Origin of the sequence: Rhizobium azibense (assembly GCF_004342325.1) — a bacterium.
In the GTDB taxonomy this organism is placed as follows: Bacteria; Pseudomonadota; Alphaproteobacteria; order Rhizobiales; family Rhizobiaceae; genus Rhizobium; species Rhizobium etli_B.
Window position 1 is genome coordinate 1 of sequence record NZ_SMBJ01000002.1, and the last position, 17,272, is coordinate 17,272.

Annotated in this window: 15 protein-coding genes and 2 pseudogenes; 8 read left to right on the plus strand and 9 right to left on the minus strand. The window is 60.0% G+C overall.

Annotated elements, in window-relative coordinates; genetic code table 11:
* Both EV130_RS04195 and EV130_RS33180 read left to right on the plus strand, forming a co-directional pair.
* A partial coding sequence (locus tag EV130_RS04195; protein ID WP_132659426.1) for an IS30 family transposase occupies positions 1-648 on the plus strand: 648 nt, incomplete at its 5' end.
* Between the two features lie 204 nt (positions 649-852).
* Positions 853-995: pseudogene (locus EV130_RS33180) on the plus strand (IS30 family transposase); the annotation flags it as partial.
* A gap of 110 nt (positions 996-1,105) precedes the next feature.
* Here the strand turns inward: EV130_RS33180 and EV130_RS04205 are convergent.
* The 5 genes from EV130_RS04205 to EV130_RS04225 all read right to left on the minus strand — a co-directional run bounded on the left by EV130_RS04205 (position 1,106) and on the right by EV130_RS04225 (position 7,234).
* Complete coding sequence (locus EV130_RS04205; RefSeq protein ID WP_132659836.1) at positions 1,106-2,758, minus strand: dipeptide ABC transporter ATP-binding protein; 1,653 nt, start codon at positions 2,756-2,758, stop codon at positions 1,106-1,108.
* A gap of 2 nt (positions 2,759-2,760) precedes the next feature.
* Positions 2,761-3,576, minus strand: a complete 816-nt coding sequence (locus tag EV130_RS04210) for an ABC transporter permease (protein ID WP_074064655.1) — start codon at positions 3,574-3,576, stop codon at positions 2,761-2,763.
* Positions 3,573-4,517, minus strand: coding sequence for an ABC transporter permease (locus EV130_RS04215; RefSeq protein ID WP_074064656.1), 945 nt, complete (start codon positions 4,515-4,517; stop codon positions 3,573-3,575). The genes EV130_RS04210 and EV130_RS04215 overlap by 4 nt, the downstream gene beginning before the upstream one ends.
* Positions 4,518-4,530: 13 nt before the next feature.
* On the minus strand, positions 4,531-6,090 hold the full coding sequence (locus EV130_RS04220; RefSeq protein ID WP_245520019.1) for an ABC transporter substrate-binding protein: 1,560 nt from the start codon (positions 6,088-6,090) through the stop codon (positions 4,531-4,533).
* A 235-nt stretch (positions 6,091-6,325) separates the two neighbouring features.
* Positions 6,326-7,234: a GntR family transcriptional regulator gene (locus tag EV130_RS04225; RefSeq protein ID WP_074064657.1), complete on the minus strand. Its 909-nt coding sequence runs from the start codon at positions 7,232-7,234 to the stop codon at positions 6,326-6,328.
* Positions 7,235-7,363: 129 nt separating this feature from the next.
* Between EV130_RS04225 and EV130_RS04230 the strand changes: the two genes are divergently transcribed.
* The 6 genes and pseudogenes from EV130_RS04230 to EV130_RS33185 all read left to right on the plus strand — a co-directional run.
* Positions 7,364-8,485, plus strand: coding sequence for a C45 family autoproteolytic acyltransferase/hydrolase (locus EV130_RS04230; protein ID WP_074064658.1), 1,122 nt, complete (start codon positions 7,364-7,366; stop codon positions 8,483-8,485).
* Positions 8,486-8,573: 88 nt separating this feature from the next.
* On the plus strand, positions 8,574-9,902 hold the full coding sequence (aptA, locus tag EV130_RS04235; protein ID WP_074064659.1) for an omega-aminotransferase AptA: 1,329 nt from the start codon (positions 8,574-8,576) through the stop codon (positions 9,900-9,902).
* A 24-nt stretch (positions 9,903-9,926) separates the two neighbouring features.
* Positions 9,927-10,790 carry a polysaccharide deacetylase family protein gene (locus EV130_RS04240; RefSeq protein ID WP_132659428.1) on the plus strand — a complete coding sequence of 288 codons (864 nt, stop codon included), beginning with the start codon at positions 9,927-9,929 and terminating at the stop codon, positions 10,788-10,790.
* On the plus strand, positions 10,790-11,572 hold the full coding sequence (locus EV130_RS04245) for a polysaccharide deacetylase family protein (RefSeq protein ID WP_074064661.1): 783 nt from the start codon (positions 10,790-10,792) through the stop codon (positions 11,570-11,572). The genes EV130_RS04240 and EV130_RS04245 overlap by 1 nt, the downstream gene beginning before the upstream one ends.
* 55 nt (positions 11,573-11,627) lie before the next feature.
* Positions 11,628-13,064, plus strand: a complete 1,437-nt coding sequence (locus EV130_RS04250) for an NAD-dependent succinate-semialdehyde dehydrogenase (RefSeq protein WP_074064662.1) — start codon at positions 11,628-11,630, stop codon at positions 13,062-13,064.
* Between the two features lie 27 nt (positions 13,065-13,091).
* Positions 13,092-13,228, plus strand: a pseudogene (locus tag EV130_RS33185) (IS30 family transposase); the annotation flags it as partial.
* A 191-nt stretch (positions 13,229-13,419) separates the two neighbouring features.
* Here the strand turns inward: EV130_RS33185 and EV130_RS04260 are convergent.
* The 4 genes from EV130_RS04260 to minC all read right to left on the minus strand — a co-directional run bounded on the left by EV130_RS04260 (position 13,420) and on the right by minC (position 17,245).
* Positions 13,420-14,700, minus strand: coding sequence for a DUF3422 family protein (locus EV130_RS04260; RefSeq protein WP_074064663.1), 1,281 nt, complete (start codon positions 14,698-14,700; stop codon positions 13,420-13,422).
* Between the two features lie 717 nt (positions 14,701-15,417).
* Entirely contained in the window at positions 15,418-15,678 is a 261-nt protein-coding gene (gene minE / locus EV130_RS04265) for a cell division topological specificity factor MinE (RefSeq protein WP_074064664.1), read from the minus strand.
* On the minus strand, positions 15,675-16,490 hold the full coding sequence (gene minD, locus EV130_RS04270; protein WP_040115446.1) for a septum site-determining protein MinD: 816 nt from the start codon (positions 16,488-16,490) through the stop codon (positions 15,675-15,677). The genes minE and minD overlap by 4 nt, the downstream gene beginning before the upstream one ends.
* Before the next feature lie 32 nt (positions 16,491-16,522).
* The gene (minC, locus tag EV130_RS04275) at positions 16,523-17,245 is read right to left on the minus strand and encodes a septum site-determining protein MinC (protein WP_132659430.1); all 723 of its coding nucleotides are present in this window, start codon (positions 17,243-17,245) and stop codon (positions 16,523-16,525) included.
* Positions 17,246-17,272: the final 27 nt, after the last annotated feature.

Sequence of the window (17,272 nt, forward strand, 5' to 3'; positions counted from 1 at the left end):
AAGTTCGCCTATTCCGCAGACGGTCAGGCCATCAAGCTGTGGCGGCACCTGCCGGAGCGTCGCGCGCGACGGAGACCGCGGCATGCCCGACGCCGCCACGGTCGCCGCTTCAGCCCGGAACTCAACATTCTTCACCGTCCTGACACGGTCGCCGAACGCAAGCAGTTCGGGCATTGGGAGTGCGATCTCATTCAGTTTCGCAAGAAGTTCGGCAAGGCCAACGTGACCTCACTGGTCGAGCGGGTCAGCCGCTTTGCGGTCTTCCTGCGCAACAACGACCGGCAATCGAAACCGATCATGGACGGGCTGATTGAGGTGCTCCAACCCCTGCCCCACACTGCTCGACGCTCGATCACCTTCGACCGGGGCACTGAGTTCAGCGAATGGCCCTATCTGCAAGCCGGCATCGGAACGCAGACATGGTTCTGCGACCCGCAGTCGCCCTGGCAGAAAGGCACGGTCGAGAACACCAATGGCCGGGTTCGCAAATGGCTTTCGCGAGAGGTGGATCCCCTGTCGATTAGCGACGGCGAGCTGAGAGACATCTGCGACCGGCTCAACTCGACGCCGCGGAAGTGCCTGGGCTACCGAACGCCCGCGGAAGTATTCCGCAAGAAACTGCTCGCGCACATCCGACGTGTCGGTTAGCGTCACAGGCGCAGGTCGCAGTTCGGCTTGAACTCACACACCTCATTGGCCACCCGCTCCTGCTTTACGCAAGGCCGCCTCCCGGCCCCCGCGAAAGCGCGCACCGGCCTCGGCATCATCGAGGTCAGGTCGGTATCCTCGAGAGCCTGCAATGCCTTCGCGCGAACCAAGCATCATGGGCTTCGACAAGCTCCAACGGCAGGCAAGCCCCGAGATGACATGATCCCGTTTGATAGCAAGATCAGTCAACATCCTGATTTCATTGACGCTCGCAATTCAGGCGCTGGGAAGACAATCTCCTGATCTTCGACCGCGCTTTAGGGAACGCCAATGTCACCTCGCTGGTCGGCCCTGAAGACGAGAAAACTCGGTACCGTGGTCGAAGGCGAGCTTTGACGAGCAAAGGCCGGCAGCGGTGAGAAGGCATCGACGAACGATCGGTCAAACGCGCGATGGCCTAATTTGCCGCAGCGTTCCGATGCAATCGCGGGGTGGCGGGACCGGAAAACCGCCATTCGAGACTGACGCCGCCCTCCTCAGTCGAAACCAAGGTCGGGACCGCGGCCAGCAGCCGTTTGGTATAGTCAGACATGGGCTGGTCGAAAATCCGCGCCTTCAAGCCTTGCTCTTCGATCCGCCCCCTATGCATGACGATGACGCGGTCGGCTATCTGCTCCACGACACCCAGATCATGGCTGATGAACAGGCAGGCAAAACGCTGCTCTTCCTGAAGGCGCGCCAGCAGTTCCAGGATCTGCGCCTTGACCGTCAGGTCCAGCGCCGAAACGGCCTCATCGGCAATGACGAGGTCCGGGCGTCGGGCAAGCGCCCGGGCTATTGCGACGCGCTGGCGCTGCCCGCCGGAAAGCTGGTGGGGAAAGCGATCGGCAAATTGCGGACCGAGGCCGACATCGACAAGCACTTCGTCGACGCGCGCCTTGCGCTGTGCAGCCGTCAGGCTCTTTTCGTGGCGGAGCGACGCGGCGACCAGGTCGCGGACGCGCATGCGAGGGTCCAGCGACGAATACGGGTCCTGAAAGATCATCTGGCAGTTGGCGCGGTAGTCGTCGTAGTTCCCGTTCCTGCGGCTGATTTCGCGGCCACGGAAGGTCATGCTGCCGCCATTTGGCTTCAACAGACCCGCGATAACGCGGCCGAGCGTGGTCTTGCCTGAACCGGAGCCACCCACCAGGGCGACGATCTCACCGGGCCGAATGTCGAGATCAATGCCGTGAAGCACTGCTTTGGCGTTCTTGCCGCTGCCGTAAGTCAACTGCAGGTCCCTGACGCTGGCGATCGGCTGGCGGTCGGCAATTGCGCGCGCCGGCCCACGGCGCGGCAAAGCCGAGAGAAGCTTCTTCGTGTAATCGTGGCGGGGGGCGCTCAGCAGATCCCTCGTTTCGCCCTGCTCAACGCAAACGCCCTTCTCCATTACCAGGAGCCGATCGGTATATTGCGCCACCATGGACATGTCGTGGCTGATCAGCACCATGGCGGTGCCCTTCTCCTTCACCAGATCTCGTAGCAGCTCCAGCACGTCTCGCTGCACTACCGCATCCAGGGCGGTCGTCGGTTCATCAGCGATGAGCAGGGCGGGCTCCAGCAACATCACCGAGGCAATCATGATGCGCTGGCGCATACCGCCAGAAAACTCGTGCGGAAAAGCGGTCAGCGCGGTTTGGGGATCCGGGATGCCGACACGTTCGAGCATGGAGACCATCGCCGCCCGGCGTGCCGCGGCGTCGACTTCCTTATGCAGAGCCAGTCCCTCCTCCATCTGCGTTCCGATGCGAAGAGCAGGATTGAGCGATGTCATCGGTTCCTGAAAGATCAAACCGATCCCCGCACCACGCAGGGCACGCAAGTCGCGCGGCGGAAGAGAGCCCATGTCGCGGCCGTCGAAAGCGATCGAGCCGGCAAACTTTACTATGCCTGGCGGCAAGAGACCGATGACCGCGCGCATCATCATGGATTTGCCCGAGCCTGACTCCCCGACGATGCCGACGCGCTCGCCACGTTTAAGGGTCATGCTGACTCCATCAACGACGCGGTTCTGGAGCCGGGCGGCACCAAGCGCCAGATTGTCTACCTTGAGCAGCGGTTGGTTCATCGTCAAATGCCCCTCATCGTCGGATCGAGCCTGTCGCGCAAGGCGTCGCCGAGCAGATTGACACCCAGCAGAACGGCCGAGATGCAAAGGCCGGGAAAGATGCCCAGCCACATTGCTTGGCTGAGAAAAGGTCTGGCGCCAGCGAGCATGTTGCCCCATGTCGGCGCCGGTGGGGGCACCCCTAGTCCGAGGAAGGAGAGCGCGCTTTCCGAGAGCAGGGTCCAGCCGAACATCGACGTGGTCAGCACGGTCAGCGGCGCAATGCAATTGGGCAATACGTGCCGCAGCAGCGTATATAGTTCGGAATCGCCAGCCACGCGCGAGGCATCGATAAACTCGCGCTCGCGTAGAGAGAGCACTGTGCCCCGCACGATGCGCGCGACCGAGGGAGTATAGGCTATACCGAGTGCGAGGACGATGCCGTATTTGTTCGCACCGAAAACAGCAAGCAGGCCGAGTGCCAGTAGAATGCCGGGAAAGGCTAGCAGGGCGTTGGTGATGGCCGCGAGGGTCCGATCGGTCCAGCCGCCGACATATCCCGAAACAGCGCCGATCGCGGTGCCGAAGATCGTGGCGCCGACTACCGTCAGCAGACTGACGATACCGCTCGCAGATGCGCCACGCATGATGCGGCTGAGCACGTCGCGCCCGAATTCATCCGCGCCGAGCAGATGCGCTGAGGACGGCGCAGCGAGCCGCGCCCGCATGTCGAGCGCCATGGGGTCGAAGGGCGTCCAGAATGATCCGACGACGGCGACCACCGCGAAGAGGCCGACGAGAAGGCTGCCGACCACCGCATTGGGTGACAGATGTCTCATGACATTCTTACCCGCGGATCGAACAGGGGATAGCAAAGGTCAACGATGAGATTAACGAGTACGTAGATGACCGCAATGAAGAGTAAGCATCCCTGGATCACGGGATAATCACGTCCAAAAATCGCATCGACCAGCAGCCGACCCAGACCGGGAATGGTAAACACCGTTTCGATGACCGCAATGCCACCCAACATATTACCCAGCACAAGACCGATCAGCGTCCATGTCGGCGCAAATGCATTCGGAAACACGTGGCGCCAAAGCACCGTCGACTCCGGGAGGCCCTTCGCCCGCGCATGCGTGATGTAATCGAGCCGCAACACCTCGAGTGCCGAGGCACGCGCCATGCGCAGCAGGACGCCGATCTCATGCAGGAACAGGGTTGCGATCGGCATCAGAACGTAGAGCAAACCTCTAGCCGGGTCCTCGGCAATGGAGACGTAGCCGACCACCGGCAGCCAGCCGAGCTTGAGACCGAAGACCAGCAGTATGATGAGCCCGAGCCAGAAGGTGGGTACCGAAAGGAGCAGTGCGGCGATCGTCACCAGACCGAGATCCAATTTTGAATTCTGCTTCAGGGCGGCGACGAGGCCGGCAGGTACGGCAACAAGCGAAGAAAGCGCTACAGCAACCAGGACGATTCCGGCACTCACCTGAAACCGCTGCAGCACGAGATGGGTCACCGATTCATGCGTGGTGATCGACGTGCCGAGATCGCCTCGCAGGACATTCGATACCCAGAGAACGAACTGCGTCAGCAAGTCCTTGTCTAACCCAAGGCTCGTGCGCAGCGCGGCCACGCTTGCCGGGTCGGCCATATCACCCAGCATCAGAGTGGCAGGGTCACCGGGTATCAGGCGTATGAGAAAGAAGACGAGCACGGACACCAGAATGACGGTCGGGACCGCCATTCCAATTCGGGACAGGACGAAGCGCAGCACGTGGCAGTCTCCCTTAATCGGCTATCGAAACTTCCCAGGCCCGCGGCATGGAAAATATGGACGCCTGGTAGTTCTGGACGCTCTTCTGGAAGGCGGAAGCTTCGAGGCCGTTGTACAGCATCAGGAACGGCACGCTTGCCAGGAAGCGGGCATGCAGCTTGTCGAACAGTTCCTGGCGTTTCGCGGGATCGGAAGAACGGACGTTCTCGGCGAGCAAGGCCTGCGCCTCGGGATCGTCCCAGACCTTGCGAGGCTCCTTCTCCTTGTTGCCCATGACGGAATCGTAGGTCAGCGCGGGGTCGAAGCGCGCCGAATAGGGGAACGTCATCGCCGTGTAGTTGCCGCTTTGGTAGCGATCGAGCTGGGCCGCCCACTCCAGCACCTCGATCTCGACATTGATGCCGGCCTGTTGAAGCATGGCCTGCGCCATGACCGCCGCGTCGTAGGTGTTTGCGTAACGGGTGTTGGCGATGAGCTTGATGGGGCGTCCGTCGTATCCTGCTTCCTGCAGCAAGGTCTTTGCCGCCTCAGGATCGAATTTGTATCCCTTTGCCTGTTCGGCCGAATGAAATTTCGAGGTTGCAGGCACAAGCGAATTGTTGGCTTTGCCGAGCCCCAGCGTGATGCCGTCGACCAAGGCATTGGTGTCGATCGCCATGGAAATCGCCTTACGAATACGGACATCCTTGAGGAGCGGGTCGCGGGTCTGGAAGAGAACTGCGGTGATGCCGGGATTGCTGGCGAGGGAGACGTCGAGATCCGCATTTTGCTTGAACTCGGCAATATCTGCATAGGGCACGTCCGGAACGACATCGACATCGCCACTGAGAAGGGCGGCTTTTGCCGACGACCGATCGGGGATGATGGGAAAGTGGACCGTCTCCACCAAGGGCCTTTTTGATCCCGTAAGTCCATCACGGCCCTCGCCCGCCCTCGCGCTGTATTCGGGGAAAGCCTCGAGATCGACAAATTCTCCTTTCTTCCATTCCTTGTATTTGAACGGGCCGGTTCCAACTGGCTGCTTGAAGGAACCATCGTCATTGAGCGACGATTTTTCGAGAATGCCGGTCATGCCGCAATCGAGCCGGGCGAGCGTCGCCAGGAAAAGGGCGTTGGGCTGCTCGAGCTTGAAAACGACGGTCTTCTTGTCCGGAGCGTCGGCGGCAACGACGTGCGAGGCGCCGCCTTCCGCAAAGTCGGGGCGGCAGCGCCACTTGGTCGCTTCCGCCATGTAGCGGTTCCAGCTCCACAGCACGTCGACCGAAGTCAACTCCTTGCCATTGTGAAATTTGACGCCGTCGCGCAGAGTGAAGGTATAGGTAAGCTCATCCTTAGAAACGGCGACCTTCTCTGCCAGCAGAGGCTTCACGGAAGCATCCTCGCCGTAGGCAACCAGCCCTTCCACCATATGAAGCACCACCGCGTCGCTGTTCGAATCCCGGTTCACGCCTGGGTCGAGGCTACGGATATCAGCATTGAGGGCGATGTTGAGCGTCTTGGCTTGCAGCGGCGCAGCCGCAAGCATCAAGCCAATCAGGCTGACGGATGCCATGGCAGCAGAATGCTTGTTCACGTGCGTTCTCCTCTTGATCGTTATCCGGCGATTTCGTCCGCCTTTTGCTCACATTGCCTTCTACATCACCAAAATGCAATACAAAAATCAAATAGACAGATTCATCTGCCGTGGAGCCGTATTCACCTGCGGGAAAATCCGGCGAAGAAATCCGAGCCGTGAGCCTGAGTCGCGTCTGGCTTCAGCGCCGATATTTGTTCGCAGCAAGCGGCTGTTGCAGGCCTACAGATCAAGCCTAGCGGTCGCCGGCAGCGATTCTTTGCTCGACATTCCTGAGGATGACTTCGAGATGGCGCTTCAACACGATCCGCGCGATCTCCAGGTCTCCCACCTTGATGTGGTGCAGGATCTGAAGATGCTGATCGAGCGAGGCCTCGATCCTCTCGCGCTGCAGTCGGTCGAAAACCGAGGATTCTCGCAGAAGCCGCAGATCGTTCTGCATGCGGACCGCCTGCAGAATGAAACGATTACCGGACCATCTGGCGAGCGCTTCATGGAAGGAAGCGTTGAGCTGCAGCCACTCGGGGCGGCCGATTTCGCCTTTTTCATGGAGCTGACCGAGCACGTTCTCATGTGCGGCGATCAGAGCGTCGAGCGCTTCTGGTTCCGCGCGGTAATCTGGCTCCGAGAGGCCGGCTAACTCTACCGCAAGACGGAAACGGTAGCTTTCGGCTAGGCTTTCGGCGCTGTCGAGGGAATCGACGAATGCCCATCCGTGGCCCCGCTGCCTGTGAATCAGCCCTTGCGATGAGAGTTGCGCAAGCGCCTTGCGAAGTATGCCACGCGCCACCTGGTAGCGTTCGGTCAACTCGTTCTCGGAGACCTCCTGCGGGATCAATCCTCGGGACCGATCATGCAGGACTTGCTGCTTTAGCCGCTCCGTTTCGCTCGTCGTCAAGGATTCCAGAAGCTTCTCGGAGCCCAGATCGACCGCTGCGACAAATCCCTTGTTCGGAATGAGCCGCACGAGCGCTTTCTCCTCCAGAATTTCGAGCGCACCCCGCATTGGCGAGCGGGAAACGCCGAATGCCGAAGCCAACGACTTTTCGACGATCTGGTGCCCTGCCCGCCAACCTTCCTTTTGAGCCTGAAGGAGGATCTGCCGGGCGATATCAATCTGTAGGGCGCTGTGTCCGCTGTCCATGCCTTGGGTCCCTGTTCCGAAGTCTGCCTCGATGTCGTCCCTACCGAATAGACTTGAGATTTGCTCTCGACAACCAGCGAAATACGTGCTTTTTAACTACACAAAATACATTAGCTTGGGAAGAAAAAAATGCCCGCCACATCATTTCCTCTGATCTCCATTTTCGGCTCACCCCGCGAGCGCGGCCTTCAGTATGGTCGGCAGGCGGAAGACAGGGTTCGCCGCAGCGTCGCGCTGTATTCCGGACGTCTCGGGCAGATCGGCATTTCGGAGCAAGACCTGACGGACATGGTTGGAAGCTATGTTCCCGTGATCGAAGCGTTTGATCCCGCGTTCATCGAAGAAATGACGGGCATCGCAGAGGGCGCCGGTCTTTCCTTCGATCAGATCGTCCTGATCAACGCCCGCACGGAGATCCTGGCAAAAGCCCGCCGCCGGCAGGCAGCCCAAGCCGAACATTCCGGCGACGGCTGCACCGGTGTCGTCGTATTGCCCGAGCGCAGTCAAACCGGCGAACTCATTCATGCCCAAAATTGGGACTGGATTGCCGAGTGTGCAGAAACTGCGATCGTCCTTCGTGTCCAGCCGGACAAAGGTCCTTCTTACCAGACCTTTACCGAGGCGGGCGGTCTTGCCAGAAGCGGCATGAACGACCGGGGAATCGCGATCACCGCCAACTACCTCGAGAGCGACCGCGACTTCGCTCAGGATGGCGTCCCGCTCTCCCTCATCCGACGCATGGTGTTGCAACAGGAGCATATGGCTATGGCAATGCGTGCCGTGGCCGCCACCGGGAAATCGGCCTCAAACAACATCATCGTCAGCCACAAAGACGGCTTCGGCATCAGTTTCGAATGCGCCCCCGACGAGGCCTTCAACATCTATCCGGAAAACGGCCTGATCGTACATGCCAACCATTGGCAAAGCCCAACAGCGCTTCTCAAGCTGCGCGAACAGGCGCATGGCAGTTGGTCCGACAGCTTCTATCGCGACTGGCGGGTCCGCCACGAACTGGAACAATTGCCGAAGATCGGGGTCGCGGAGGTAAAGAAGGCGCTGGCTGACAAGTTCGGCTACCCCTACAGCGTCTGCCGCCCCCCCTATCGCACCTCGCGCGGCCACGTATCGGCGACGGTCGCTACGATCGTCATGCGCCCCGCTTCGGGGGAGATGGAACTGGCGGTGCTGCCCGCCGAAAATCCGGAATTCACCCGCTATCCCACCCGCAACGACTCTGAAGCCACGGAATAAAAACGGCGTTTGAGTGATCCGGCTGCCCGGTGCGCCTGTGCAGCGACGAGCCCACAGTCACTACAGTTGCAATGGAAGGTGAATAAAAATGGATACGCCCCTGATGCATGGCGCCAACAATCTCGACTCCCACTGGATGCCGTTCACGCCGAACCGTGATTTCAAGAAACACGCGCAATTCGTCTCCAGCGCATCCGGCATGTATTACTACACGACGAATGGCCACAGGCTGCTGGACGGCATCGCGGGCCTGTGGTGCGTCAATGCCGGGCATAGCCATCCGAAGATCGTTGAAGCCATTCAGAAACAGGCCGCGCAACTGGATTTTGCTTCTTCCTTCGGACTGGGCCATCCGCTGGCGTTCGACTATGCCAATCGGCTGACGTCGATTGCACCCGAGGGGCTGGATCACGTGTTCTTCACCAATTCGGGTTCGGAGGCAGCCGATACTGCGCTGAAAATGGCGCTGGCTTATCACCATGCCCGCGGCGAGGGTCAGCGCATGCGCATCATCGGTCGGCAGCGCGGTTATCATGGCGTCGGTTTCGGCGGTCTTTCGGCCGCCGGCATGGGGCCGCACAAAAAGCAGTTCGGCATGCTGTTGCCCGGCGCTGCACACATGCCGCATACGCATGATCCCGCGCGGAATGCCTTCAGCCGAGGCCAGCCGCAGCATGGCGCCGAGATCGCCGACGCCCTGGAACAGATGCTGCAGACCTATGATCCTTCGACCGTTGCTGCGGTGATCGTCGAGCCCGTTGCCGGATCGACTGGCGTCCTGGTGCCGCCCATCGGCTATCTGGAACGCCTGCGTGAGATCTGCTCCCACAACGGCATCCTGCTCATCCTCGACGAGGTCGTCACCGGCTTCGGCAGGCTCGGCCGTCCCTTCGCCGCGGACCGCTTTGGCGTGACGCCGGACCTCCTGATGATCGCCAAGGGGATGACGAGCGGCGCCGTGCCGATGGGGGGGGTGATCGCCAGCGGCAACATCTACGAGACATTGACCAGCAGCGCTGCGCCCGGCGCCGTCGAGTTTGCCCATGGCTACACCTATTCCGGCCATCCGCTGGCCGCCGCGGCCGGCCTGGCCGCGCTGGACGTCTATCTCTCGGAAGGCTTGTTCGAACATGCCGCCGCAGTCGAGCCAGTGTGGCAAGACTGCGCCCACCGGCTAAGGGGCCTGCCGGGTGTGGTCGATATCCGCAATCTCGGGCTTCTGGCCGGGATTGAACTTGGTGCCGACGTCGCAAGCGGTAAGCTCTTGGCCAAAAAGGTTCATGACTTCTGCTTCGAGAAGGGTGTGCTGGTCCGCCCGGTTGCCAACACTATCGTGCTGTCGCCACCGCTGATCGTTTCGCAAGCGGAAATCGAGACGATTTTCGAGACCATTGCAGGCGTCCTGAAAGAGCTCTGAGGCGGATAGCGCGGGAAAACAGCGATGATCGACCAGACAAGCGCCGACCATTCATCACGCTGGCCAAATGCTGCCAGATGTGTGGTTGCGATCACCATAGATTTCGACGGGCCATCGCTCGAAATAGGTCGCGGACGCAACACCCTCGGTATCTACTCGCATGGTCGATATTCCGCCAAATGCGGCATCCCGCGATACCTGCGCATCCTGGAGGAGACGGGTATTCCCGCTACCTTTTTTGTGCCGGGCTACGACGCCGAACAGCACCCGCAGAGCGTGAGGGAAATTGTGGGCAGCGGTCATGAGGTCGCCGCGCACGGCTACGTTCACGAGGGCTGGGATCTCGGTGACGAGGGGCCTTTCTTCCTTCAGAAGACACATGAAATCCTGACGGATCTCGTTGGCGCGGCGCCGCTTGGCTGGCGCTCGCCATCGGGTCACAAATCGGCGCGCACGATGCGCGCGCTGAAGCGCCTCGGCTATATCTACGATTCCAGCGATAAGGATCGGGACCTGCCTTACCTGGCAGAGTTCGGCGGCCGCGTCCACGACAACCTGATCATCCTGCCGAACAACACCTCGAGCCTAGACGACTTCCCGTTCTATCGGGTCAGCTATACGCCCCCGTCGGAAGTGTTGGCGCACTGGATCGAGGAGTATGAGGCGATCCGCGCCGAAGGCGGCTATTTCAATCTGACGCTGCATCCGCGCGTTGGTTATGGTTCCGGCTCGCCAGCCCGGGCGCACATCGTCAAGGAATTGATCGAATACATCAAGGAGAGCGGCGACGCCCAGTTCGTGAACCTCGCGCAGTTCGCCGACTGGTGCCTCAAGTCGCCACGTCGATGGCTGAAGACCCCTCCATTCGTGAACGGCGGAGCGGCCTGATGACACCTCAACTCATGATCGTCACAATCACCGTCAATCTCCAGGGTTCCGTGGTCGAGACCCGCGCCGGGGCGGAGACCGAGGAAACCCTCTTCGGCAAGAAATCCTACGGCAAGTACACGGCCCATCCCGGTACTCCCCGGCTGCTTGCGATGTTTGACCGATTGCGGATCAAGGCGACTTTCTTCGTGCCTGGCCAGGAGACCTTGGACAATCCCGGTCTTGTCCGCGAAATCGCCGCAAGAGGCCATGAAGTCGCCGCGCATGGCTTTGCCCACGAGGCCTATATCGGGGCACCGGAAGAAACTGTACTGCTGCAAAGGACGCATGACCTCCTGACAGGCACAACTGGTACTGCGCCGATAGGCTGGCGGGCGCCGACCGGGTCGCTGGCACCTGCCACGTTGAAGGTCTTACAAGACATGGGCTATGTCTATGATTCCAGCAATCAGGATGACGACTTTCCCTATTCACTTGCCGCAGACGGTGCGGACCGGATGGTGGAACTGCCGCAGAACGAAATGCTGATCGACGAGACGCATTATTCTCGACGCGCGACCCATGCAAGGCTTCTGGCCTGGTGGCGGGAGGAATTCCAGGCAATGCATGCCGAGCGCTGCTTCGCCGCAATAACCGTCAGTCCCCGCTCCGACTATGGAAGCGGCCGGGCCAGCCGGATTGCGTCCCTCGAACATTTCTTGGCCGACGTGCAAAAGCATGAGGATACCGTGCTGATGACCTGCGCGGAGGCGGCTCGACGCCACCAGTCCGATGTCCTCTAGATCAAGTGCCGCAGGCCGCCGAAGCGGCACTCTGCGGCGTCTACACGGGTGAACCATGCATATCTATCCTGACGTGAAGCTTTTCATCGGCGGAGAATGGCGCGATGCCATCGGCGGCGAGGTCATTCCGGTCATCGACCCGGCAACGGAGGAAGTGATCGGCAGAATCGCTCACGCGCGCAAGCCGGACCTCGACCTCGCCCTGGAGGCCGCCGACGCGGGTTTTAGACTGTGGCGCGACATATCTGCCTTCGACCGCTCCAAGCTGATGCGCAAGGCTGCGGATATCCTGCGTTCGCGGGCCGATGCCATTGCCCATATCATGACGCGCGAGCAGGGCAAACCGATCGCCCAGTCCAAGGCGGAAGTCATGAACGGCGCCGACACGATCGACTGGTTCGCGGAAGAAGCTCGCCGGACCTATGGGCAAATCATTCCCGCCCGATTCGGCGGCGTGTCCAATATGGCTATCAAGTTTCCGGTCGGACCGGTGGCGGCTTTCACACCCTGGAACTTCCCGATCAACCAGATCGTCCGCAAGCTTTCCGCTGCTCTTGCGACGGGTTGCTCGATTATCGTTAAAGCACCCGAGGAAACTCCCGCCTCGCCAGCCGAGCTAATCCGCGCCTTTGCCGATGCCGGCGTTCCGGCCGGCGTCGTCAACCTCGTCTACGGCGTGCCGGCGGACATCTCCCAATACCTCATTGCGCATCCGGTCGTCCGCAAAATTTCGTTCACCGGCTCCACGCCGGTCGGTAAGCATCTGGCAGCACTCGCCGGCAAGCACATGAAACGCGCCACAATGGAGCTCGGGGGACACGCGCCGGCCATCATTTGCAACGACGCCGATCTTGAAAGGGCCATCGCGGTGACGGCTCCTGCGAAGTTCCGCAATGCCGGGCAGGTCTGCGTCGCCCCCACTCGATTCCTCGTGCAGGACGGCATCGCCGACAGGTTCACGCAAGGCTTCGTTGAGGCAGCACAAGCGATCAAGGTCGGTAACGGCCTGGAACACGGCGTCGCCATGGGGCCGCTCGCCAATGACCGCCGCATACCGGCCATGGAGGACATGCTCCAAGACGCCATATCGCATGGCGCCCAACTGATGACCGGAGGCAAACGCATCGGCAACAAAGGCTATTTCTTCGAGCCCACAGTGCTTTCCGACGTACCGACCTCGGCCAGGATCATGAACGACGAGCCCTTCGGCCCTATAGCCGTCATCAACCGCTTCTCGCATCTCGACGAGGCGATCGCCGAAGCCAACCGCCTCCCCTTCGGACTTGCCTCCTATGCCTTCACCGGTTCGGTGACGACCGCCCACTCACTCGGCCGCCGCGTGGAAGCCGGTATGCTGACCATCAACCACAATGGCCTCGCCATTCCGGAAGTGCCCTTCGGCGGTATCAAGGATTCCGGATACGGCACTGAGGGCGGTTCGGAAGCCGTCGAGGCCTATCTTGAAACGCGCTTTGTCAGCCAGATGATCTGACGCCCGAGCACTTTCTCGCATAGTGCCAAGCGCCATCTGTTCTGCGTCAGTTACGAGACAATCTACAAATTCGCCTATTCCGCAGACGGCCAGGCCATCAAGCTTGGCGGCATCTGCCGGAGCGTCGCGCCAGACGCAGACCGCGGCATGCCCGGCGCCACGGTCACATGGACCAGTTAGAGATGCGACAGTCGTCGCCTCTTGGGATGCTCGTCAAACGTAAGCATTTCGAAGGAAGGATGGCTGCGTGAAGCAGGCGGAGCCCGTGAGCCTTCGGAGCATCATGTCTTGTTTGATCGTGAGTCGCAGAAGGAATTGCATCGTTTTGAATTGATCCAGCAGACTCGCTGATGGGCTATTGCGCGTCGTCTTCTTCCGAGTGCCTATGCCTGATATTTCGCACAACAAGGGAAATTCCCAATACGACCACAGGGACCGAGATCGCCGTCACAATTTCTGGTCCAAACTTGATGCCGAACAAGGGTACTCCTTTGGCGACATATCCAATCAGCCCCACGACATAGTATGAAATGGCAGCAACGGAGAGGCCCTCAACGGTCTGCTGCAGGCGTAATTGCATTTTTGCCCTTCGGTCCATGGAGTTTAGCAACGTCATGTTGATCTGCTCCAACTCGACATCGATCCAGCTCCTGAGCAAGGACGTGGCACGAGCCAGTTTGCGCGAGAGATTTGCCTGGCGCTCCTCTACCGATTGGCAGGTTCGCATCGCCGGTGCCAGGCGCCGCTCCAAGAAAGTGCCAAGGCTCTCGCTCCCGGACGTCGCTGTCTCGGCAAGTGCCCGAATTCGCTCCTGGACAATTTCGTAATAGGCGCGGCTGGCGCCGAACCGGTAAAGACTCATTGCAGCATTCGCTTCGAGTTCGGCCGCCAGACGAGTAATTTCCGCAAGCAGTTGATCGGCTTCGTCGCGAGCGTGCTGCTTCATCCGCTGAGTGACTGCCGTCAGGCTAGCTTCTATCCGCCGGATCTCGGGCGACAGCGATTGCGCCAAAGGCAATGCCATCATTGCAAGTGTTCTATAGGTCTCGATATCCAGGAGCTTCTGAACGAGCGCGCCGCGCGAGCTGTCGGATAGACCGCGGTCAATGACGAGGATCTTCGTCAAGCCATCTCCATCCGGACGGAAATCCGTAAGAATGGTGGCCTCCCCGCTTCTCAGATCGCTGCGGCAGAGGCTCGTCCGGTCGAAAACGGCGAGGTCTTTCTGTGTCTCTTCAGTGTCGGGTCTGATCTCCAGTCGTATGCCCGAGATAAAGGGTCCCGGTTGCGAAAACCCGTCGCCAAATGGATGCACAGGGACCTCGGCTCCAAACTTTTCTGGAGCGGGGCTGTCCCAAAAATAGGTCGAGAATTCCGTGTGGCGTTCCCATCTCAGCGTCCCTTGTCCCCAGCTGATCGCATGATGATTGGTCTCGTGAGACGGAGGCGGCGATCCACTCGATTGGGACAGCCGCTTTACGATATCATGATCCTGATCGGGCTCGCTGTCCGTCAAGAAGGCAAGCTGAAAGATGACGCGAGGCACTGAAATTAGGGCATATGGCCGAGCGTGGATTTCGCCCACCGCTCTTTCACGAAGAGCGGCCGGTCTGAAAGCAAAAACACCCCTGCTCATTTGACCCCCGGAAACAGTTGAGTTTCTACCCGTTGCCACGCCTCAAATGTCATGTAAATCAGTTTGTTAAGCTAGCTTGAGTTTAATCGATTATAGCGCAGCGGTCCGCTTGAACGCCGATGTATATGGCCGCCTCGTCACTTGCATCCCGCCGAACTCGGCAGCTGGTGCGGATCGCTGTAGCGTTGGATCGTCACGGCCAGCCTCCATGGCGGCCCCAAACGCTTCAGCGTTGAACACGTGAACAAGATCTCCACCCGGCGCGCTCGCGATTAGCTGATATCAGCCGGCTGCAAATAGATCGACATGGAAATTTGCAATCGTGCCGGCGAGTATCCGCAGCAATGCGAGGAAAACCAATGCAAAAATGCAAAGGCCATCATCGTCGCCAGGCAAGACACCACAGGAGCACGACAATCATCGTGCCGCCTAAGCGAACCTGGACCTTGCTTTGTCCAGGCGGGTAGCGCGAATGAATAGCGAGCAGCCGACAGCGCCCCCGCCATGCCGAGCACGAGCTCATGCAAGCGCCATTGCCCGATTGCCCCGGTCGTCCAGAGATTATGGTTGCTATCGGGCGCCGCATGCCGGAAGTGGCAGCGCGGCGCCTATCAGCCAACCGATAGTGACGGTTGCGGCAGGCTTGTCGCCCTTCCCTCGCCCACCCGGCACTTAATATCCACCGCACTGCTTCGGCATGCGGCCGCTTTTCCCGTTTCAAGCAGCTTGCGCAGCTGCCTTCAAAGGGATCTCGACGTCGATTTCCAAAATCGACACGTGCTCATTGCGATCCATCTTTACTTGGACCTTATCATTGTCGAGCTGCACGTGCTTGGCAATGACCGCAAGGATTTCCTCGCGCAGCAGAGATACAAGGTCTGAACCCACCGACGAGCGTTCGTGGGCCAGAAGCACCTGCAGGCGTTCACGGGCCGCGGGGGCTGTTTTCTTCTTGCCGAAAAGACTGAAGATGTTCATGCGGCCCTCCGTCCGAAAATCTTGCCGAAGAGACCGCGCTTTTCCCCGGGAATTGTGATCGGCACTTCCTCACCGGCAAGACGGCGCGCGGCATCGAAATACGCCATTGCGGGTGCACTGCGGCTATCAGCGAGCGTCACAGGCGCGCCAATATTGGAGGCGCGTAGAACATCCATGCTTTCGGGAACAATGCCGAGCAGCGGAATGGAAAGGATCTCCAGAACGTCATCGACTTTGAGCATGTCGCCGCGTTCGGCTCGGTTGGCATCATAGCGGGTCAGAAGCAGATGCTTCTCCATCCGCTCGCCGCGTTCTGCCTTGGCGGTCTTGGCGTCCAATAAGCCAATGATGCGGTCCGAATCACGGACCGAAGAAACTTCCGGGTTGGTGACGACGACGGCGATATCGGCATGGCGCATTGCAAGGGTCGCCCCACGTTCGATGCCTGCAGGGCTATCGCAGATGATCCAGTCGAAGTGGCGCTTCAAGTCGGCCATGACACGTTCGACACCCTCCGGGGTCAGGTTGTCCTTGTCGCGTGTTTGCGATGCCGGGAGCAAAAACAGCGTCTCGAGCCGCTTGTCGCGTATCAGCGCCTGGGGGAGCTTGGCGTCGCCTTGTATGACGTTGATCAGGTCATAGACGACCCTTCGCTCTGCACCCATCACCAGATCGAGATTGCGAAGCCCGACGTCAAAATCGACGACGACCACTTTTTCGTTCCTCTGCGCCAGAGCCGCTCCAAGCGCGGCGGTGGAAGTTGTCTTGCCAACTCCGCCTTTGCCTGAAGTGACGACGATGACTTTCCCCATCTTGCTCTCCTGTGTCCTAGCCGGCTTTCGGCTCAGATAAGTTTCTCTGCCATGATCGTGTCGCCTTCCAGCCAGAGCTGGACAGCTTCTCCTCGAAGGCCCGGGGCCATGTCTTCGGCGGTCTTGTAGACGCCATCAATCGCAACCAGCTCTGCCTCCAGCTTTCGGCAGAAGATCCGCGCGGACGCATTTCCGACCGACCCTGCCATTACCCGGCCCCGCAAGGTCCCATAAACATGGACCGAACCTCCGGCGATGACCTCCGAACCGGAGGCAACAGAACCGACGATGGTGACATCGCCTTCCGGGAAAATCACCGACTGGCCCGAACGCACGGGCTGCCGGATTAAGATGGACTGGAGTACGGGCCGCGCTTCGCTTGCCGGCGCCTTGCTTTGCAAATCGATGATCGGTTCGGCTTTTGGCAGCTCAAAGTCGGAAACCGGCCGTCCGCCTTTCAATGAAGGCGGCATGCCTGGCCCGAGGATTGACGGCCGCCCTCCCTCGATTCCCATGATGCTGACATTGCGTTGCGTCAGTTGCGCAATCAGGTCCTTCAATTGTGATCGGTCGATCTGCAGGTCCGTGACATCCAGCACGATGGGTCGGCCCAGAAAAAATCCCGCTGAGCGAGCTGCGAGATCATCCAGCCTCGCCAGCCAATCATCGAGCGGGAGGTCTGGAGAAAGCATGACCGCGAGGAAAGAGCGGCCCTTGATGCGGATAGAGCGAGCGTCTGTTAGCACTATGGTCATCTATGTTAAGAAATCGTTGACCATGTC